Source organism: Streptomyces sp. NPDC001068 (assembly GCF_042897315.1).
Classification (GTDB): Bacteria; Actinomycetota; Actinomycetes; order Streptomycetales; family Streptomycetaceae; genus Streptomyces.
In genome coordinates, this window is record NZ_JBIAYD010000001.1 from 218,547 (window position 1) to 238,643 (window position 20,097).

Below are 20,097 nucleotides of genomic sequence, written 5' to 3' on the forward strand. Positions count from 1 at the left end.
TGCAGGAAACATATGCGTCCTACCGGCGGGTCAGCACCACCAGGTCCGCATCGTGATCGGCGCTCCAGGCGAACGGCAGGCCGTGGTGGAGGAGATGGGCTCCGCCGTACGTCACTCCCGTGGCCGTGTCCCGGTAGCGGGCCGCCGGGTCCAGGCCGCGCAGCCGGAGCCGGTCGGGGCGGCCGGTCAGCAGCGGGGCGCCGTCGAGACGGCCGGTGGAGAGCGCGGCGACGACGGTGCGGTCGCCGTGGTCGTACTGCACCCCGCAGCTGGTGTCGTCCGGGGTGCCGAGCAGCCGGGCCTCGCCGAGGTGGACCACGTCCCGGACCTCCTTGTAGCGGACGATCCACCGGGCGGCCTCGGCCCGCTCGGCGGGCGTCCAGGCGCGCAGGTCGGCGCCGATCCCGAGGACCCCGCAGACGGCGTTGACGAAACGGAAGGCGAGGCTGCGCGGCCGCGGGTCGAGGATGCCGGGCGCGTCGGTGACCCAGGAGCTCATCACGTGCGGGGCGTGCGCGTGCAGGAAGCCGTGCTGGATGCGCAGCCGGTCCATGGGCGCGGTGTTGTCGCTGGGCCAGACGACGTCGGTGCGGGCGATGGTGGCGTGCTCGATCCGGCCGCCGCCGCCCGCGCAGCCCTCGACGGTGACGTCCGGGTGGGCGGTGCGCAGGTGGTCGAGGACGCGCAGGTACCCGGCGACGTGTTCGGCGTCCAGGTCGGCGGGGCCGGCGCCGGGTCTGCCGCGTTCGGTGGGCGGGCGGTTCATGTCCCACTTGAGGTAGCCGATGTCGTACGTACCGAGCAGCCGGTCCAGGGTGGCGAGGACGAACTCCTGGACGTCGGTGCGGCCGAGGTCGAGGAGGAGCTGGTTGCGCACCAGCCGGGACGGGCGGCCCTCGACGCGGTACACCCATTCGGGGTGTTCGGCGTAGAGGCGGCTGCCGGGGCTGACCGCCTCGGGCTCGACCCACAGCCCGAAGTCCAGGCCGAGGGCGCGGACCTCCGCCACGAACCGGTCGAAGCCGTCCGGGAACGCGGCCGGGTCCGGGTACCAGTCGCCGAGTCCGCCGGTGTCGTCGGCGCGTCCGGAGAACCATCCGTCGTCCACGACGAACAGCTCGGCCCCGATGTCCGCGGCCGCCTCGGCCAGCTCCAGCTGTCCGGCCGCGTCGACGTCGAAGCCGGTCGCCTCCCAGGAGTTGTAGAGCACCTTGCGCGTGCGGTGCAGCCGGTCGCCGGTGAGCCGGCGCTCGTAGCGGTGCCAGACGCGGGACAGGCCGTCGAGGCCGTCCGGGCTGAACGCGCACGCGAGTCGGGGGGTCTTCAGCGTCTCCCCGGCGGCGAGGCTGACGGCGCCCTCGTGCGGTACGCGTCCGGCGCGCACCCGCACGGCGCCGCCGGGTTCGGCCTCGGCCGTGATGTGCCAGTTGCCGGACCACTCCAGGGCGATGCCGTACGCCGCGTCCCCGTCCCGTACGGCGAGCCAGGGCGCGTACGCGTGCCCCGGCGTGCCCTGGATGCTGCCGATGCCGAACGTGCCCCGGGGCAGGTCGAGATGGGTGAGCTGGAACTCCTGGGACCACTGCCCGCACAGGTACGTCAGGCGCGCCGGGCCGGCCGCCGGGATGTTCACCGCGGCCGAGTCGAGCCGCTCCAGGCGGAGTTCGCCGTCGGCGGTGAACTCCGTCCAGCGCAGGATCACATCGGTGTCCGGCACGGTCTCGTAGCAGAGGACCGTGCGCAGCCCGATCACCCGGTCGGTGAAGGCGAGCCGCAGTGCGCCCTCCGTCTGCTCCGCGCCGTCGAACTCCCACCACACGCCTCGCTCTTCGCCGGCGATCAGCTCGGAGCCGGTGAACGGCCGCAGCCCGTAGGGGAGGTACTCGGCCGGGGCGGCGTCGGCGGGCGTGACGAAGTGGGTGCGGTGGGACCAGTCGAGGGCGGAGGGGCCGTCCTCGACGCCGTGCGGGCCCCAGGCGTCGAGCTCGGCCCACGGGCCGTCCGGGGAGAGGCGGACCGTGTAGGAGGTGTTCCGGGTGCGCAGGGTCCAGCGGGTGTACGTCACTTGACCGCCCCGAGGTTGAGTCCGGCCACGAAGTGCCGTTGGAAGCGGAGGAAGACCGCGACGGTGGGCGCGGCGGCGATGACCGAGCCGGCGGCGATCACGTTCCACATGGACACGTACTGGCCCTGGAGTCCGATGAGGGCGGCGGTGATCGGCATCTTCGAGTCGCTGCGCAGGACCGTGATCGCCCAGAGCAGGTCGTTGAAGATCCAGGTGAAGGACAGGGCGCTGAGCGCGGCCAGCGCGGGGCGGGTCAGCGGGAGGATGATCCGCCAGAAGATCTGCCACGGCCCGGCGCCGTCCACGACCGCCGCCTGCTGGATCTCGGCCGGGATGGACCGCATGAACCCGTGCAGGACGAAGACGTAGAAGCCGACGCCGAAGCCGATCTGCACGCCGATGAGCGCGGGCAGCGTGTCGTAGACGCCCATCAGCTCGCTCAGCTTGGACACCGGGATCAGCAGGATCTGCGGGGGCAGCAGGTTGCCGCCGAGCATCAGGAGCAGCAGGGATCGCCGGAAGGGGAGTTCGTAGCGGCTGAGGGCGAACGCGGCCATCGCGGCGAGCGCGAGGGTCACCAGGACGCTGGGGACCGTCACCAGCAGGCTGTTGATCAGCGCCTGCTGCTGGCCGCCGTCGGTCCAGGCCTGCCCGAAGTTGCCGAGGGTGAAGGAGTGCGGCCAACTGCCCAGCCCGTGCGCGGCGATGTCGTCGAACGTACGCAGGCTGGTGACCAGCACCAGGGCGATGGGCAGCAGCCACAGCAGGGCCAGCGCACCGGCGCCCAGGTGGAATCCGGCGGTGGCGGCCCGCCTGCGGCGCAGTGCCGTCGAGTCGGCGGACATCAGTCGGCCTCCCGGAACGCGCGGACCAGATACGAGGCGATGACCCCGAAGGCCAGGACGAAGATGACGACGGCCAGCGCGGAGCCGTAACCGAGGCGCAGCGACTGGAAGGCGGTCGAGTACATGTAGGTGCTCAGCAGTTCGGACGAGTGGTAGGGGCCGCCGCGGGTCAGTGACCAGACGACGTCGAAGGAGCGCAGCGAGTCGATGACGATGACGGACAGCACGACCGCGTTGACACTGCGCAGTTGGGGCAGGGTCACGTGCCGGAAGCGTTGCAGGGCGCTCGCTCCGTCGACCTTGGCGGCCTCGTAGAGCGCCGGGTCGATGCCCTTGAGGCCGGCCAGGTACAGCACCATGACGTAGCCGATCTGCCGCCACAGCGCGGGCACGATCACCGCGTACAGGGCGGTGTCCTGGTCGGCGAGCCAGGCGTGCCGCAGGCTGCCGAGGCCCACGCTCCGCAGCAGCTGGTTGAGGACGCCGTCGGGCTGGTAGATCGCCTGCCAGACGAGGGCGGTGGCGACCAGGGAGAAGACCACCGGCAGGAACAGCGCGGCCCGGTAGAAGCCGATCCCGCGGCGCTCCTGCTGGAGCAGCAGCGCGGCGGCCAGGCCCAGCAGGGCGGACAGGCCGCCGAACAGGACCAGCCACAGCACGGTGTGGCCGGCCGCGCTGCGGAAGACGTCGTCGTGGGCCATCTCCCGGAAGTTGTCCAGGCCGACGAACTGCGGCGGGGAGACGCCGTCCCACTTGGTGAGGGCGAGGTAGAAGCCCTGGACGGCGGGCCAGAACACCCACACGGCCTCGGCCAGGAGCGGGACCAGGACGAACGCGAGGACCATGGGCGGGGTGTGCCGGGGCCCCCGGCCCGCCCGCCGCGTTCGGGCGGGCGGGCGGACCGGGGACTTCTGGCCGGGCGCGGTCAGCACGGCCATCTCAGGCGTTCCAGATCTTCTCGGCGTCCCGCTGCCAGTCGGTCAGGATGCTCCCGATCGACTTGGGCTCGGCGAAGAACTTGGTCAGCGCGGTGTCCGCGGTGGGCTGGAGGGCGTCGCTGGAGTCCCGGTTGAAGAACTGGGTGATCTCGGCGGCCGCTTCGACGTGCGCGCGGCCCTTCTTCACCAGCGCGGTGCCGGCGTCCTTGGCGTCCGGGTTGCAGGGCAGGACGGTGCCGGAGGAGCCCTTGATGTAGATCTCCTGGGCCTCGGCCGTGGCGAGGTAGCTCATCAGGTCGCGGACCTGGTCGCCGCGTCCGCTGCGGGCACTGGCGAAGTAGCCGTCGACGGGCGCCTCCTCGGCGAGCGGGACCTTGGAGTCGATGACCGGGAAGCGGAAGAAGTCGATGTCGTCGATGGCGTTCTTGGGCGCCGAGTCGGCGAAGAAGGTGCCGATCAGCATCATGCCGGTCTTGCCGTTGAGCAGCGCGGTGGTGGCGTCCTGGAAGGCCAGGGCGGTGCCGTTCGGGTCGAAGTACGGCAGCACCTCCCGCCAGCGGTCGAAGACCTTGCGCACCTCGGGGTCGTCGAACCGGTGCTTGCCCGCGAGGAGTTCGCGGTGGTACTGGGCGCCGTTGATCCGGATGTCCAGGTAGTCGAACCAGGCGGACGCCACCCAGGGGGTGTTGCCGCCGGCGCCGAGCCCGATCGGGGCGATGCCCTTGCTCTTGAGCTTGTCGCACAGGTCGAGGAAGCCGTCCCAGCTGGTGGGCTCGCTCACGCCCCACTTGGCGAACTGGGACTTCCGGTAGAACATGCCCCACCAGTAGTAGGTGTTGGGCACGAACACCTTCTTGCCGGAACTCGCGGTGCAGAGCGTGTTCAGCGCCTTGGAGTACCGCTTGAGGTCGGGCGAGGAGGCCCACACGTCGTCGAGGTCGAGCAGCAGGTTCTTCTTCGCGTAGGCGTCCGCGACCGAGCCGGGGTACCAGGTGTACACGTCCGGCGGGTTGGCGGAGGTGAGGTAGGTCGGCAGCTGGGTGCGGAAGGTCTCGGCGGCGACCGTGTTCAGACTCGCCTTGCCGGATCCCTTCTTGGCGTACGCCGCGACCAGGTCCTCCATCGCGGACTTGGCCTGCGGGGCGGACAGGTTGGACTGGAGGGTCACCGCGCCCTTCGACGAACCCTTGGCGGAGGTGCTGTCGGTGACGCAGCCGCTGAGCAGGGCCGCGGTCCCGGCGGCCCCGAGTCCGGCGAGGAACCGGCGGCGGCTTGGCTGGTGGTCGGTCATGGTCGTTTCCTCAGTCAGTTGAGTCGGGTGCGGTACACGTGGCCGTCGACGCCGCGGAAGACCGCGTCGACGGTTCCGTCCGGGCCGGCGGCCGCGCCGAGGGCGCCGTCGAACGCGGCGCTCGGGAACTCCTGCCGTTTGCTCCAGCCCTGCCAGGCGCCGTCGGCGTAACGCTGCTGCCAGAGCGTGTAGTCGGCGGCCCGCGCGTACAGCAGCACCGCGTCCCCGGCGGCGACCAGGGTCGGGCTGCCGCTGACGGTCCCGCCGAGGGACGTCCAGTCGGACCACTGCCCCGCGGTGTCCCGGGTCCGGGTCCACACGTCGTCCGCGGCACCGCGCACGGCGACGTGGACGACGCCCTGCGCGTCGACGGCGGCGGACGGGCGGCCGTAGACCGGCCGGCCGCCGGGTGCGCCGAGCGAGGTCCAGCCGGAGGCCGGTCCGCGCTGGACGACCGTGCCGTCGGAGCCGGTGGCGAACAGGGTCCAGTGCGCGGGGTCGGTGAAGGCGACGGTGGGCGCGTCGGTCAGCCGGCCGCCCAGCAACTGCCACTGGCCCCAGTGGCCGTCGGCGCGGACCCTGCGGTAGGCGCGGGAGTCGGCGCCGCGCACGAAGACGTCGGTACGGCCGCCGGCGGAGGTGTACACGGCCGGCTGGCCGAGGATGCCGCCCCGGACCGGGCCGCCGAGGTCCCGCGTCCCGCCGTCCGCCTTCTCGACGAGCGAGCCGTGCGGTCCGCGGAAGTAGGCGGTGCCGCCGCCGGTCACGGCCGGGCTGGCCGTGGCGGTCACACCGAGGTCGGTGCCGGGCGGGGTGTCGGCGCCGGTGAGCTTCAGGAACGCGGTGCCGTGCGCGGGCACCTCGACGGTGTACGACCCGGTGTGCGTGCCACGGTCGGCGCGGGCCCGCAGGTCACGGACGCGCACCGGGCCGCCGAGACCGGCGTCGGAGAACCGGACGGTGCGCTGAGCGGGCTGGTCGGACCGGTTGAGCAGGACGACCGCGCGCTGTCCGTGGCCCTGGAGCACCTTGCTGTAGACGTCGCCGACGGAGTCGTTGGCGACCCGCACGCCCTGGACGGCGAGGGGGTCCTGGTCCACGGCGATGATCTCGGGGTTGCGCAGGGTCGCCAGCATCGAGCCGGAGAGCGTGCGCGGGTCGGAGCCCAGCACCAGCGGGGAGCCCATCTCGGCCCACATCACGAACTGGCTGGTGGACTCCTCCTCGGTCAGCTCGTACGACCCGTCGGTCATCTTCCGCATGGGGATGAGGTAGTCCGGGTCGTTGTAGTGGCCGGGGCCCTGCGCCTCGGGGTGCCAGGCGTTGGCGTCCATGTTGCGCAGGATGTTGGGCCACTCGCCGGGGCTCGGGGTGCCCCAGGCGATGTCGGTGCCGGTGCGCCAGGAGTCGGCGATCGCCGGGGCGTAGACGTAGGTGTTGTGGGCGTCCTGCTCGGGGGTGTGCGGCAGGCCCCAGTCGTCGGTGAGCGGGTTGCAGAGGTTCAGCAGCATCCTGCGGCCGGACTTGGCGACCGCGTCGCTGAACTCCTTGTAGGCGGGGCCCGGATCGAGCTTCGCGCCGATGCCGCAGAGGAAGTCGACCTTGATCGCGTCGATCTTCCAGTTCGCGAACTGCCGGGCGTCCTCGGCGTAGTGACCGCGGCTGCCGAGGCCGCAGCTCTTGCCGCCGTCGTAGGTACCGCCGTCGGTGTAGATGCCGGCCCGCAGACCACGCTTGTGCAGGTAGGAGACGAGGGCCGGGATCCCGGACGGGAAGCGGTCCGGGTTGGCGACCAGGTGCCCCTGTGCGTCACGGGGGTTGTCGGCCTGCCAGCCGCCGTCCAGCCACACGATGTCGTATCCGCTGTCGCGCAGACCGCTGCTGACCAGCCGGTCCGCGACGGAGCGCACCTCCTTCTCGGTGGGCGCGCCCAGTCCGTAGTAGGTGTTCCATCCCATGTAGGGAGTCGGCGCGAGGCCGCTGTCGTAGTAGTCGGGCGCGCCCTGGTCGACGGCCGTCCGGGCGACGGCGTCGGGGGTCACGGTGGCGGCCAGGACGGCCGCGATCGCGGTCGCGAGGGCGGGCCGGATGTACCGGTGGTGCCTGGATCCGTTTGGTACGGGCGGGTGCAAAGTCACGTGCCTCTCCCGGGGATTGGGATGCAGGAGAACAGGACGCGGGCCGCTCCGCGGCAGAGGCCGACTACGTCACGGCGACGACTGTGGCCCGTGGCCGAAACAGTGTCAAGATTAATTACTAATTTAATAGAAGCGAGGTGAGGGCGAGCGCGAGACCTTGACAGGGTCAGGGCGGAGGTGCAGTGTTCGGCAACGTTGTCATAGGCCCTGGCAACGTTGTCATCGTCTGATGTTCCCGGCTGTGCCGTTCGTCGAACTCCCCCGATCGGAGCGCTCGTCCATGTCGGATCAGTCAACCTCGCCCTCCCGCCGCACCGTTCTCTCCGCCGGCAGCACCCTGCTGGCGGGCTTCGGGCTCGGCGTCGGCCCGCTCGCCACCGCCGCCACGGCGGAATCCGGACAGCCGGGGCCGGGCGCCTCGCGGGGCGAACTCGCCGCCTACCGGCCGGTGTCGGTGTCCTCCACCGACTACGCGCCCACGCCCGCGGAGTTCGCGGTCGACGGTCTGGACACCGTCGGCGTCCGGGGCTCCGGGTGGCGGGCCTCGGCCAGCGATCCGCAGTGGATCTCCGTCGACCTCGAGGCGCAGTGCCGGGTGGAGTCGCTCCGGCTGGTCTTCGAGGCCACGGCGGACGACCCGCCGTTCACCGAGTCGCCGAGCGGCAGCCCCAGGGACAACACCACCGGGCAGGAGATCCTGTCCAGTTGCGCGGTCGGCTTCGTCGTGGAGACCTCCACCGACCACCGGTCCTGGACCAGGGTGTACCGCACCGAGTCCGGCACCGGCGGGGTCATGGAGATCCCCCTGTCCGAGCCCGTCACCGCGCGCTGGGTACGCATGACGGTCCACAAGCGCTCCAACGCCAACCCGCTCGGCCTCAACGGCTTCCAGGTGTACGGCACCTGCCGCACCCCGCGCCCCGAGGTGACCGGCTGGACGGACTGGGAGACCCGGCACCGCACCCCCGAACCGCTGCGGATCGCCGCGGACGGCACGGTGGCGCTGGAGTCCGGGTGGGACCTCACCATGGACGACCGGGCGGGCGGCGACGGTGCCGCGCTGTCCAGACCCTCGTTCGACACCAGCCGCTGGCTGCCGGCCACGGTCCCCGGCACCGTGCTGGGCTCGCTGGTGGAGCAGGGCCGCCTGCCCGACCCGGTGGCGGGCTTCGGCAACCTGCACGTGCCGGAGGCGCTGTCCCGGCACTCCTGGTGGTACCGGCGCGAGTTCCGGCTCCCCGCGGGCCTGCGCACCGGCTCGGGACGGCACGTCTGGCTGGAGTTCGACGGGATCAACCACACGGCCGAGGTCTGGTTCAACGGCACCCGCGTCGGCGACTTCACGTCGCCCTTCGCCCGCGCCGCCTACGACGTCACCCGCCTGCTCGGCGACGGCGAGCAGGCCCTCGCCGTCCGGATCGCCCCGATGCCCTTCCCCGGCAGCCCCGCCGACAAGGGCCCGGCGGGCCTGGCGTTCGTGGACGCGGGCGCGAACATGATGAACCGCAACTCGCCGACGTACCTGGCTTCTTCGGGCTGGGACTGGATGCCGGCGGTACGGGACCGGGCGGCCGGCATCTGGAACCACGTACGGCTGCGCTCCACCGGTGCGGCGGTCCTCGGCGACCCGCGGGTGGACACCGTGCTGCCCGACCTGCCGGACACCGGCACGGCGGAGCTGACCGTGGTGGTCCCGGTGCGCAACGCGGGCACTTCCGAGGCGCGGATCACCGTCGCGGCGGCCTTCGGGAAGGTGCGGGTGGCGCGGACGGTCACGGTGGCGGCCGGCGAGGGCACCGACGTCGTCTTCACCCCGGACGAGTACGCGCGACTCCGGCTGCGGAACCCGGCGCTGTGGTGGCCGAACGGCTACGGCGAGCCGGCCCTGCACACGCTCACGCTCACCGCGTCCCTGGACGGCGTGGAGAGCGACCGGCGCACCACCCGCTTCGGGATGCGCCAGTTCGGATACGCCTACGAGGTGCCGCTGACCTTCCAGTCGGGCAGCGACGCCTACGCCCAGACCGTGGACTTCACCCGGCGGACGGCCCGGTACGTGCGCGTCCTGTGCCGCACCCGCGCCACGGACTGGGGCTCGTCGCTGTGGAGCCTGTCCGTGCTGGACTCCTCCGTGCCGGCGAACGACCTGGCCCTGCACAAGGAGGCCACCGCGTCCTCCGTCGACGACCCCGGCAACGGTCCGGGCAACGCCACCGACGGTGACGCGGCCACCCGTTGGTCCTCGGCCTTCGAGGACGACCAGTGGATCCGGGTCGACCTCGGGTCCCGGGTGGCGTTCGACCGGGTGGTGCTCACCTGGGAACGGGCGTACGCCGGGACGTACACCGTCCAGGTCTCCGACGACGGCTCCGACTGGACCGACGTGCGCGACGTCGACAACACGGCGGTGCCGCTCCCGTTCCGGACGTCCGGCGCGGCGAGCCTGCAGACCGTCGAGCTGGCCGCCGCGACGGCCCGGTACGTGCGGGTGTTCTGCCGTACCCGGGCTACCAGTTGGGGCTCGTCGCTGTGGAGCCTGTCGGTCGTGGACAGCGCCGTGCCGGGCACCGATCTCGCGCTGCGCAAGGAGGCCACCGCGTCCTCCGAGAGCGACGGGACCCACGCGTCCCAGGCGGTCGACGGGAATCCCGACACCCGGTGGTCCTCGGCCTACGAGGACGACCAGTGGATCCAGGTCGACCTGGGCTCGCGGGTGCGGTTCGACCGGGTGCTGCTGCTGTGGGAGCAGGCCTACGCGAAGACGTTCACGGTCCAGGTCTCCGACGACGGGACCGACTGGCGGGACGCCGAGTCCGTCGACAACTCCACGGTGCCGCTGAAGATCAGCGTCAACGGCGTCCGGGTGTTCTGCCGCGGCGGCAACTGGGGCTGGGACGAGCTGCTGCGGCGGATGCCCGCCGACCGCATGGACGCGGCCGTGCGGATGCACCGCGACATGAACTTCACCATGATCCGGAACTGGGTGGGCTGCTCCGACCGCGAGGAGTTCTACGCCAGTTGCGACGAGCACGGCCTGCTGGTGTGGAACGACTTCCCCAACGCCTGGGGCATGGACCCGCCGGACCACGGGCTCTTCCTCGACCAGGTGGCGGACACCGTACGGCGCTACCGCATCCACCCGAGCGTGGCCGTGTGGTGCGGCGCCAACGAGGGCAACCCGCCGGGACCGGTGGACGACGGCATGCGGGCCGCGGTCCGGGACCAGGCGCCGGCCGTGCTCTACCAGAACAACTCGGCGGCCGGGATCGTCTCCGGCGGCGGCCCCTACGGCTGGGTCGAGCCGGAGCGCTACTACTCCGCCTCGACGTACGGCGGCGGGACGTTCGGCTTCCACACGGAGATCGGCATGCCCGTGGTGTCCACCGCGGAGACCATGCGGGCGCTGGTCGGCGACGAGCCGGAGTGGCCCGTCGGGGGCGCCTGGTACTACCACGACTGGAGCACCAAGGGGAACCAGGCTCCGCAGAACTACCGGGCCGCCATCGAGACCCGGCTGGGCGCGGCGACCGGCCTGGACGACTTCTGCCGCAAGGCGCAGTTCGTCAACTACGAGAACTTCCGCGCCATGTTCGAGGCCTGGAACGACCGGCTCTGGGAGGACGCGAGCGGGCTGATGCTGTGGATGTCCCATCCCGCCTGGTACAGCACGGTCTGGCAGACGTACGACTACGACTTCGACGTCAACGGCGCCTACTACGGCGCCCGCAAGGCCGCCGAACCCGTCCACGTGCAGGCAAGCCCCGTCGACGGCCGGGTGATCGCCGTCAACCACACCGCGCGGCGGATCGGCGGCGCCACGGTCGTCGCGCACCGCTACGACCTGACCGGCCGCCAGATAGCCGCCGAGCAGCGGGCGGACGTCGACATCGCGCCGTCCGCCGCCGCGACCGCGTTCACGCTCGGCGACGACGGGCTGCCGGACCTCCACCTGCTGCGGCTGCGGCTGACGGACGCCCGGGACACGCTGCTGTCGGAGAACACCTACTGGCGGTACCGCGCCCCCGAGGACATGCGGGCCCTGGACCGGATGCCCCGGACCAGGGTCTCGGTGGACGTCACCGGCACGGACGACGATCCGGGGACCCGGCGGCGCACGCTGACCGCCCGGGTGACCAACCGCGGCTCGTCGGTCGCGGCCATGCTCCGCCTCTCGCTCCGCGACGCCCGCTCAGGACAGCGCGTCCTGCCGACGCTCTACAGCGACAACTACCTGTGGCTGCTGCCCGGCGAGTCGCGGACCGTCACGGCGTCCTGGCCGGCCGGCACGGCGGCCGCACGGCCGGCCCTGCGGGTCGAGGGCCACAACGTGGCCGCGGTCACGGCGCGGTAGCCGCTCCCGGCCGAGATCATCGGCGCCGGGCGGCCTCACCCGGTGTGGGCCGCCACGGCGCCGATGATCTCCGGCCACAGTTCGCGCGGGCGGTCGTGGCCCATGTCCGGGACGAGGAGGAGTTCGGCGCCCGGTACGAGGTCCGCGGTGCGCCGGCCGCCGCTGACGTCGATCAGCGTGTCGTCCAGGCCGTGGATCACCAGCGTCGGCACCTGGAGCTCGCGCAGCGCCTCCGCGCGGGAACCGCCGAGGATCATCGCGCCGAGCTGGCGTCCCACTCCCGCGGGGTAATAGGCGCGGTCGTAGCTGTCCGCCGCCAGTTCCCGCAGGGCCGCGGGGTCGCCGTAGCGCTTGGACGCCCAGGCCAGGTCGCGTTCCGACGCGGCGATGTACCCCTCGCGGTCCCGGGGCTTCGGGCTGAGCAGCGCGGCCTGCGCCTCGGGCGTCGCCTGCCCGTACTCGCTCTCGCCGGTCGAGGACATCATCGAGGTCAGCGTCAGCACCCGCTCCGGCCGGGCGATGGCCATCGTCTGGGCGATCATCCCGCCCATCGAGGCGCCGACCACGTGCGCGCGTTCGATGCCGAGGGCGGTGAGCAGGCCGAGGCCGTCCTCGGCCATGTCCGTCAGCCCGTAGGGGACCATCGCGAGGGCGGCCGCGATGTCTCCGGAGGTCACCGCGGCGACGAAGCGGCCGATGTCGACCGGATGCCCGTCGAACTTCGTGGACAGGCCGCTGTCCCGGTTGTCGTACCGGATGACGTAGCGGCCGCGCTCGGCCAGCGCCCGGCAGAAGTCCTCGTGCCAGGCGATCATCTGGGCGCCGAAGCCCATCACGAGCAGCACCGGCGGATCTCCGGGGTCACCGAAGGCCTCGTAGGCGATGGACACTCCGGGGGACACGTCTGCGAGGGGCATGGCCGGATCCTGCCAGGTCGGGGCGGACAGGCGCACGCGGATTACGGGTGCGGAGGTCCGGCGTGCTGAGGATCACGACGCTTCTGCCGCCGGTCCCTCTCCTCGCCGGCGCCGGCCGGGCGCGGGGCTCGGCCTCACCGCAGGGGCGGCCGCGCGGGCGGCTGAGCGGCATGCGTCGAGGACAGGTGCCTCAGCGCCGACTTGATGTTGGTGACGATGTCCGTGATCCGGGCCCTGCGGCCGGAGCCGTCCGGAACGAGGAGCGAGTTCCCGTCCTCCCTGGGAACGGCCCGGACCACGTGGAAGACCCGCTCTCCGTCCAGCGCCACGGCGAGGTCCAGGCTCTCGACCCTGACCAACGCGAACCCGGGCGGGTCGACCCACCTGAGGACCGGGAGGCCGGAATCCCACCCGACGGCCAGCCGTGCCCGCAGCCGGGCCAGGACCGGCCGCCGGGTCTCCTGGTCGGCGGACCGGAACTCGCAGCGCAGTTCCAGCCTGCTGCCCTCCACCAGCCACTCCACGTCGTACCGCGGCCGGCCGTAGAAGGAGAGTTCACGACCGCGCAGCGGCACGGTGACGAGCCGGTCTTCCTTGCCCGTGTACGGCCTCGGTGTCAAAAAAGCACCCCGGAGATCCAGAGAATCCCGGTCAGCAGCGACAGGAGTACCAAGGCGGCCAGCGATGCCCGAGCCATCGGTGTCCGCCACCGGACTTTTGGGTGGCCCCCCGCGGGGTCCAGGAGCGCCGGCGGACCCGGTGGCGCCTCGGGCTCCGGGAGGTTCTCGAGGGGCATGGCCGGATCACCGACCTTGCCGCCCTCCACGAGCACCGCCAGCCGGCCCCGGGACACCCCGTCCGCGTCCTCCGCGTCGGAGACCAGGTTGAGCAGGTGCGCCTGTCCGTGTTCCTTGCCGGAGAGCAGCGCCGACAGGCGGGCCAGGAAGGCCGCCGCGGCACCGGGGGCCGCCCTTCCGGCGATCCACCGGTCGACGTGGCCGCGGCCGGTCGTCGGGACCTCGTGGGAGACCGGTTCCAGCGAGGCCACCGAAGCGCGCAGCCGGGTGGTGAGGTCCTCGCGGTCGGTGGCGGACCCGGTGGGGGCGGCGAGCAGACGGTCCATCTCGGCGGCCGGGCAGATCCCGTCGAAGAGCTCGGACAGCACCCCGTGGCCGTCCTGGTCCTCCGCCAGATCGGCCAGCAGGCAGGAGGCCAGGCTCAGGACGGCCGCGACGTCCTGCTCGTCGGTTGCGTACGCGCCTTCCAGGGCCAGGGTGTAGTAGATGCGCCTGCCCCCGGAGTCGGTACGGACCGACGGGATGCCGCTGAGCAGCACCCGCCAGTGCTCCTCACCGTCCTCGGCGACGGCGAGCAGGCAGGGCCGCTCCGTGGCGGTCCAGTGCGCGAACGCGTCCCACCAGCGGCTGCCCGGCGCGGAGTTGACGAACGCGTAGTCGTGCGCGTACGAGCGCGTACGGAGATGTATGTGCACGGGCGGGTCCCCTCCCCCTCGGCGGCAGGTTCAGCTCAGGTGGTGCAGGCGGGGTCCGCTGCGCCGCTCGGCCAGGGCGGCCAGGACGTCGAAGAGGGACCTGCTGACCTCCTGGGCCTCGGTGTAGCGCTGCTGGTCGGCCTCGGCGACACGTTCGCGGCGGCCGCGCTCCCCGCTGGCCTTGTTCCACAGGTCGCGGAAGAAGCCCTCGCGCAGGTCGGCGTACTCCCTGGAGTACCGGGCGGTCGCCTGGTACTGGGCGGCGGTCTGCTCGCTCTGCATCCGCGCGCTGTCGACCAGTTGGCGGCAGAGCAGGCTGATCAGGTCCTCCAGCCCCTTCCTGGTGATGGTGCCGGGCGGCCTGACCCGGTACTTGGGTTCCATCTCCACGTTTCCGGGGGCGCCCGGACGCGGGACCCAGCGGGCCGAGACGAGTTCCACGCACCCGTAGGTGTCGATCGGCAGGTAGCGGACCGACGCGTGCGGTGCGGCCTCCCTGATCGTCTCCAGCACTTCGCTGAACTGATCGACGACCTGGTGCTTGAGACTCGCGGAGTGGTCCTGGAGACTCCCGCTGTCCGAGAGGTAGGTCTCGCACTTGACCGGGCAGAAGATCACCATGGCGGGCTCGCCGGCCCGCTCACGACGGTTCTTGGCCCAGCGCAGCACGACCTGCTTGATCTGGAACACCGCCAGGTGGGAGGTGAGGACGGGGGCGTGTTCGGCTCCGGCCTCCATCAGGAGCACCGAGTCGACCGGCACGATGAGCACCGAACTGTCGGCCAGGAACGCCTCGCACTCGTTCCACTTCTGCTCGTGCTCGGGACCCTCGCCGCCGCTCTCGAGCCAGCCGCCCGGATAGTCGAGGATGTCGAAGCGGATGGGCAGGTCCCGGCCCCGTGGTTCCAGCAGCAGCCGGAACCATGACGGGTCACTCGTGCCGGGCATCAGTCTGGGCTGGAACACCCGGGCCTTGAGCGCCCCGGCGACCAGGTTGTCGGCGATGGCGATCCGGTTGCGGGTGAGCCGGTCGGCGGCGACCAACTGCACCGTGGTGTCCCCGGTCAGCATCCGCTGCCCCTCCGACAGCAGGCTGGCGATCAGGGTGCTCTTGCCCACCTGGCTCGGCGCCAGCAGGCCTATCCGGTACTCGAACACCGGGCGGTTGGCGTCGGTCACCGTTCCTCCTCCTGTCCGGCGAGGGCCGCGATCTCCTCGGTCACCCTGACCACCCGCGCGAAGCGGCTGTTGGCCTCGTCGATGCCGCGGAACTCCTCCGGCCACAGGTCGTTGCGGTAGCTGCGCACGAAGCGGCGGAACTCCTGGGGCGAGGTGCCCGACCGGATCAGCGTGTCCTCGAACTGCTCCACCAGCGCGTGCACCACCGCCGCGGGAACCGCCGCCTCCCGCAGCAGCGACTTCTGGATGCGGAACGCCGCCTGTTCGGCGAGACCGTTGAAGATGCCGTACAGCTCCTCGGCGCCCTCCTCGGTCAGCGGTACCGCCACCTGCTGCATCTCCTCGCCGGTGTCGGGGTGGGTGACCTGGAGGTTCAGCGGGGCGAGGTCGGGGCGTACCCGGGGGTAGAGCAGCGTGCGGTACTCCAGCCGTACGTCCAGCAGGCTGTGCACCGCCGCCGCCAGATCCGGGCACGGCTGGGAGGATTCGTCGAAGAGCCCGGCGAGGCGCTCCAGGACCTCACGGCCCGCGCCCTCCGCGCCGGGGGCCGGCTCGGCGAACAGCGCGCCGCACTCGGCGGCGACGGCCGCCGCCGTACGGTCCCAGGCGTCGGTGAGCCGTTCGGTGAAGAAGTCGTCGAGTGCGGCGAAACGACGGCTGATCTCCACGCGGATCCGGTTGAACTCGGGTCCGGCGAAGTCCGCCGGGTGGCCTTCGGTGATCATGCGGGTGAGTGCCAGTTCCCGCCAGGCGTCCGCGCCGCGTCCGAATCCGTCGTCGATCCAGTCCAGAACGCCCTGGTAGGCGTTCTCGACCGCCTGAGCGTACGCCGGGTCGGCCGAGCCGTTCGCCTCCGCCGCGAGGCCGGCGACGAGCAGCCGCAGCCGCTTGGCGATCCCGCTGCGCAACTGGGCGGCCTTGGTGTCGTTGACCTCCTCCGGGACTCCCGCGCGCCGTGCGACCAGGCTCAACGCGCCCCGTATGTCCCTGAGTTGGAGCCGGATCCGGTCGCGTACCGCGCCGGCGCGGCCGCGGGTGGCGGACAGCACCTCGGCGTCCATCACCGGCAGTCCGTCGGCCAGCCGCTTCAGCAGCGGAGTCAGCACCTCGCGGCCGACGCGCTCCGGATCGCGTACGTCGGTCTCGAGCACGGTGAAGAAGCGGTCGGCCTCCCCGCCGTTGAGGTTGCGCAGCAGGTCCCCGCGGAGGTTCTCGGCGAGATGCGGCTTGTCCGGGTCGATGTTGTGCACCACGTAGGCGAACTCGCCGGTGCTGCTCACGTATCCGCGCACCCTGTCCAGCAGCGCCATGCCGGAGGCGTCGGTCTCGTCGAAGAAGGAGGAGGTGTCGGAGGAGCGCTTGACGACCAGTACCGCGTCGACCTCGTTGCGCAGCCCGTCCACGTGGCGCTCCTCGGCGTCGGCGGTGACCTCGCCCAGGCCGGGCAGGTCGACGATGCCGATCCGGGAGACGTGCTCGTGCGGGAAGGGGCACTCGATCCGGGCCTCGCGGACCGCGGCGTAGGCGCGCGGTACCCCGCCGGGGCCGGCGGCCCTGATCTCCTCGTCCGTCGGATACGCGACGTAGGGCCGGATCTCCTCCAGGGGAACCGACTTCACCCCGCCGGTCAGCAGGTGCTCGTAGGAGGGCAGTGCGCTCCGCAGGTCACGGAGTCTGGTGAGGAGCAGCCGGCCGCGGGTCTGGTCCGTCGACTCCGGGTAGCGCCACGCGGCGAACTCCTCCAGGGAGCGCGGGGGCGCCGGATACGAGAGAGCGGCGTGCAGCGGGGCGATCACCTCGGTGAGGAAGTCCGCCGGGCTGTACATCTCCAACTCGGCCCGGCGCACCGTGGGCGAGTGGAAGATCCGGCTCCGTACGGCGGTGACGGGAATGCCGTCACCGGTCGGGATCTGCCGGTCGTCCAGGCCCGAGACCGACTGCAGGAGCGTGCTCTTGCCCATGCGCGCGGCACCGCTCACTCCCAGGTTGACCGTGGTCCGGGTGAAGCGTGAGGCGATCACCTGGAAGGACACGGCGGCCTCGGCCGCCCCCGCCCGGATCTCCGGCAGTTGAGGGAAGGTGAGCGAGGCGGTGAGTTCGGCATCCGGTGCGGTGTGGGTGCGGAGAGCGGCGAGGGCCGTCTCCAGATCGTCGATGTGCTCACCGAGCGTCTTCCACCGCGCGCTCTCCCGCTCCACAGCGGGCAGTTGACGCGATCGCGCTTCGAGCAGGGCAGCGATGGCCGCAGATATGTCTGACATGTCCCCCCTAGCCATGACGCACCGGTTCCGTACCCCTGCGGACCGGTTCGGGAAAACCAACCCCGATATGCCAGGCAAGCTAGCGGGCGAGAACGTACGCCGCCGGAGGTTCGCGGAAATCCCCGCCCCGGCGACACCCCGGGAGTCCCGAGTCGCGGCCCCCGGGCCGCCCGCCGACCCTGGCCGGTCCGCCGAGAAACACCGAGGGGCCGTTTCAGATGTCCTCTGAAACGGCCCCTCGGTCTGCGACTGTCTCCAGTCGGGACGACAGGATTTGAACCTGCGACCCCTTGACCCCCAGTCAAGTGCGCTACCAAGCTGCGCCACGTCCCGATGCGGTCCTCCGCGGTCACCCGCGTGATCACACGGACAGCACCTTACCCCACCTGCCCGGGCGGACCGAAAGAGGCGGGTCGGCGGGGGACAATCGGTCGTATGGGCCGCATGGGAGACACCGGGGCAGGGTCACGGGACCGGGACACCGAGGGGCGGGCGCGCAGCGCCCGGCCGCGGGACGGCCTGGGGCGGCCGCTGCCGTACGGCGCTCCGGGCGTGGAGCGGCAGGCGGAGGGGGTCGTACGGACCCCGGAGGCGACCGTCGCCGAGGCGCAGGCGCTGCTGGACGCCGGGAAGCCCTTCCACGCGCACGAGGTGTTCGAGGACGCCTGGAAGTCGGGGCCCGAGGCGGAGCGGACGCTGTGGCGGGGGCTGGCCCAGCTGGCCGTGGGGCTCACCCACGCGGCGCGCGGAAACGCGACCGGCGGTGCGCGGCTGCTACGGCGCGGCGCGGGCGCGGTCGAGGAGTGGGCGGCGGGCAGCGGGATCCGGCGGCCGTACGGGATGGAGCTCGACGGGCTCGCCGGGTGGGCGCGGGAGTTGGCCGGGCGGGTGGAGGGCGGCGCGGAGAGCGTCGACGCCGGGGCCGAGGCGCCGCGGCTGCACCGGGGGTGATCCGCTGTCGGTGGTATGCGGCAGACTCGGGGCGTGCGAAAGATTCATGTCATCGGTATCGGCGCGGGCGACCCCGACCAGCTCACCCTCCAGGCGGTCCGGGCGCTGCGGAACACGGACGTGTTCTTCCTCCTCGACAAGGGTGAGGTCAAGAGCGACCTCACCCGGCTGCGCCTGGACATGCTCGACACGCACATACCGGACGGCGGCTACCGGCTGGTCGAGGCGCGGGACCCGGACCGGGACCGGGCGGCGAGCGGCGGGGCGTACTCGCCGGCCGTCGGCGACTGGCGCAGCGCCCGCGCGGACATCTACGAGCGGCTGATCGGCGAGGAGCTCGGTACGGAGCAGACCGGCGCGTTCCTGGTGTGGGGCGACCCGTCGCTGTACGACAGCACGCTGGCGATCCTCGAGGAGGTCCTGGCCCGCGGCCAGGTGGCGTTCGAGTACGACGTGGTGCCCGGGATCAGCAGCGTGTCCGCGCTGGTCGCCCGGCACCGCACCGGGCTGAACCGGGTGGCCCGGCCGGTCCAGATCACCACCGGGCGGCGGCTCGCCGAGGGGCTGCCGGACGGTGTGGACGACGTGGTGGTGATGCTGGACGCGCACCAGGCCTTCCGCCGGTACGCGGACCAGGACATCGACATCTACTGGGGCGCCTACCTCGGCACACCCGACGAGATCCTGGTCTCCGGCCCGATCGCCGAGGCCGGCCCGCGGATCCAGCGGCTGCGGGCCGAGGCGCGCGAGCGCAAGGGCTGGATCATGGACACCTATCTGCTGCGCCGCCGTCCGGAGGGCACGCAGGGCGGCCGGCAGCAGGGCACGCGCGAGGGCTGAGCCCGCGGCGGCACGGTTCCGCCCCCGGACGGTCAGGCCGGGCCGAGGCCCAGGCGCCCGAGGACGCCCGCCGCGTCGGTCACCGCGGTCACCCCGGCCGGCAGCGGCGGCCGCCGTACGACGACCACCGGCAGGCCCAGTTCACGGGCCGCCGTGAGCTTGGCGGCCGTCGCCGCTCCCCCGCTGTCCTTCGTCACCAGGACGTCGATCAGGTTCTCGCGCAGCAGCACGCGCTCGTCGGCGACCGTGAACGGTCCGCGGGCCACCAGGACTTCGGTGTGCGGGGGCATCGGAGGCTCGGGCGGCTCCACCGCGCGCACGACGAAGTGCCGGTCGGCCAGGTGCGCGAAGGCGGACAGGCCCAGGCGCCCGGTGGTCAGCAGGACCCGGGGGCCGAAGCGCGGCAGCAGCTCCGCCGCTTCGGGCAGGGACGCGACCGGGTACCAGCGGTCTCCGGGGCCGGGGTGCCAGCCCGGGCGGCGCAGCACCAGGGCCGGGACGCCGGTCCGGGCCGCCGCCAGGGCCGCGTTCGCGGTGATCTTCTCGGCGAACGGGTGGGTGGCGTCCACCAGGGCGTCCACGTGCTGGTCGCGAAGCCAGTCGGCGAGGCCCGTCGGCCCGCCGAAGCCGCCGACGCGCACCTCACCGGCGAGCGCGCCGGGCCGGGTGACCCGGCCCGCCAGGGAGGTCGTGACCCGGACACCGGGGTGCGCGGTGAGCGCGGCGGCCAGTTCGCGGGCCTCGGTGGTGCCGCCGAGGATCAGGACGTGCGGGGACATGGGGCGAGCGTACGGGTCCGCCCGACCGGGCCGACGCGGGGGACGGCACG

Annotated in this window: 14 protein-coding genes and 1 tRNA gene; 3 read left to right on the forward strand and 12 right to left on the reverse strand. The window is 72.4% G+C overall.

Annotation, left to right across the window (positions count from 1 at the left end; all coding sequences use genetic code 11):
• Positions 1 to 19 precede the first annotated feature (19 nt).
• From ACFY3I_RS00995 to ACFY3I_RS01015, 5 genes are read right to left on the reverse strand one after another with little or no spacing between them, the layout of a single operon-like run.
• Positions 20 to 2,065 (reverse strand): alpha-galactosidase, encoded by a 2,046-nt coding sequence (locus ACFY3I_RS00995; RefSeq protein ID WP_390858771.1) that lies wholly within the window; start codon positions 2,063 to 2,065, stop codon positions 20 to 22.
• Positions 2,062 to 2,910, reverse strand: a complete 849-nt coding sequence (locus tag ACFY3I_RS01000; RefSeq protein WP_365291433.1) for a carbohydrate ABC transporter permease — start codon at positions 2,908 to 2,910, stop codon at positions 2,062 to 2,064. Before ACFY3I_RS01000 ends, ACFY3I_RS00995 begins: the two co-directional genes overlap by 4 nt.
• Complete coding sequence (locus ACFY3I_RS01005) at positions 2,910 to 3,848, reverse strand: carbohydrate ABC transporter permease (protein ID WP_390858772.1); 939 nt, start codon at positions 3,846 to 3,848, stop codon at positions 2,910 to 2,912. Before ACFY3I_RS01005 ends, ACFY3I_RS01000 begins: the two co-directional genes overlap by 1 nt.
• 1 nt (position 3,849) lies before the next feature.
• On the reverse strand, positions 3,850 to 5,139 hold the full coding sequence (locus ACFY3I_RS01010; protein ID WP_365291437.1) for an extracellular solute-binding protein: 1,290 nt from the start codon (positions 5,137 to 5,139) through the stop codon (positions 3,850 to 3,852).
• Between the two features lie 14 nt (positions 5,140 to 5,153).
• A complete protein-coding gene (locus ACFY3I_RS01015) occupies positions 5,154 to 7,277 on the reverse strand; it encodes a glycoside hydrolase family 27 protein (protein ID WP_390858773.1) in 2,124 nt (707 codons plus the stop codon).
• A gap of 280 nt (positions 7,278 to 7,557) precedes the next feature.
• Between ACFY3I_RS01015 and ACFY3I_RS01020 the strand changes: the two genes are divergently transcribed.
• On the forward strand, positions 7,558 to 11,628 hold the full coding sequence (locus ACFY3I_RS01020; RefSeq protein ID WP_390858774.1) for a discoidin domain-containing protein: 4,071 nt from the start codon (positions 7,558 to 7,560) through the stop codon (positions 11,626 to 11,628).
• 35 nt (positions 11,629 to 11,663) lie between these two features.
• Here the strand turns inward: ACFY3I_RS01020 and ACFY3I_RS01025 are convergent, their stop codons facing one another.
• From ACFY3I_RS01025 to ACFY3I_RS01050, 6 genes are all read right to left on the reverse strand, one after another.
• Positions 11,664 to 12,545: an alpha/beta fold hydrolase gene (locus tag ACFY3I_RS01025; RefSeq protein ID WP_390858775.1), complete on the reverse strand. Its 882-nt coding sequence runs from the start codon at positions 12,543 to 12,545 to the stop codon at positions 11,664 to 11,666.
• Positions 12,546 to 12,679: 134 nt separating this feature from the next.
• Positions 12,680 to 13,165: a hypothetical protein gene (locus tag ACFY3I_RS01030; RefSeq protein ID WP_390858776.1), complete on the reverse strand. Its 486-nt coding sequence runs from the start codon at positions 13,163 to 13,165 to the stop codon at positions 12,680 to 12,682.
• Positions 13,162 to 14,037 (reverse strand): hypothetical protein, encoded by an 876-nt coding sequence (locus tag ACFY3I_RS01035; protein WP_390858777.1) that lies wholly within the window; start codon positions 14,035 to 14,037, stop codon positions 13,162 to 13,164. The genes ACFY3I_RS01030 and ACFY3I_RS01035 overlap by 4 nt, the downstream gene beginning before the upstream one ends.
• 30 nt (positions 14,038 to 14,067) lie before the next feature.
• A complete protein-coding gene (locus ACFY3I_RS01040) occupies positions 14,068 to 15,216 on the reverse strand; it encodes a hypothetical protein (protein ID WP_365291448.1) in 1,149 nt (382 codons plus the stop codon).
• Positions 15,213 to 17,477, reverse strand: a complete 2,265-nt coding sequence (locus ACFY3I_RS01045) for a hypothetical protein (RefSeq protein WP_390858778.1) — start codon at positions 17,475 to 17,477, stop codon at positions 15,213 to 15,215. Before ACFY3I_RS01045 ends, ACFY3I_RS01040 begins: the two co-directional genes overlap by 4 nt.
• Positions 17,478 to 17,736: 259 nt before the next feature.
• Positions 17,737 to 17,810, reverse strand: a tRNA-Pro gene (locus ACFY3I_RS01050).
• A 102-nt stretch (positions 17,811 to 17,912) separates the two neighbouring features.
• Here ACFY3I_RS01050 and ACFY3I_RS01055 point away from each other — a divergent pair.
• Complete coding sequence (locus ACFY3I_RS01055; RefSeq protein ID WP_390858779.1) at positions 17,913 to 18,428, forward strand: DUF309 domain-containing protein; 516 nt, start codon at positions 17,913 to 17,915, stop codon at positions 18,426 to 18,428.
• 33 nt (positions 18,429 to 18,461) lie between these two features.
• Positions 18,462 to 19,268, forward strand: a complete 807-nt coding sequence (gene cobF / locus ACFY3I_RS01060; protein WP_390858780.1) for a precorrin-6A synthase (deacetylating) — start codon at positions 18,462 to 18,464, stop codon at positions 19,266 to 19,268.
• Positions 19,269 to 19,300: 32 nt separating this feature from the next.
• On the opposite strand, the gene ACFY3I_RS01065 is transcribed toward cobF, so the two are convergent.
• Positions 19,301 to 20,047 (reverse strand): cobalt-precorrin-6A reductase, encoded by a 747-nt coding sequence (locus ACFY3I_RS01065; RefSeq protein ID WP_390858781.1) that lies wholly within the window; start codon positions 20,045 to 20,047, stop codon positions 19,301 to 19,303.
• Positions 20,048 to 20,097 lie beyond the last annotated feature (50 nt).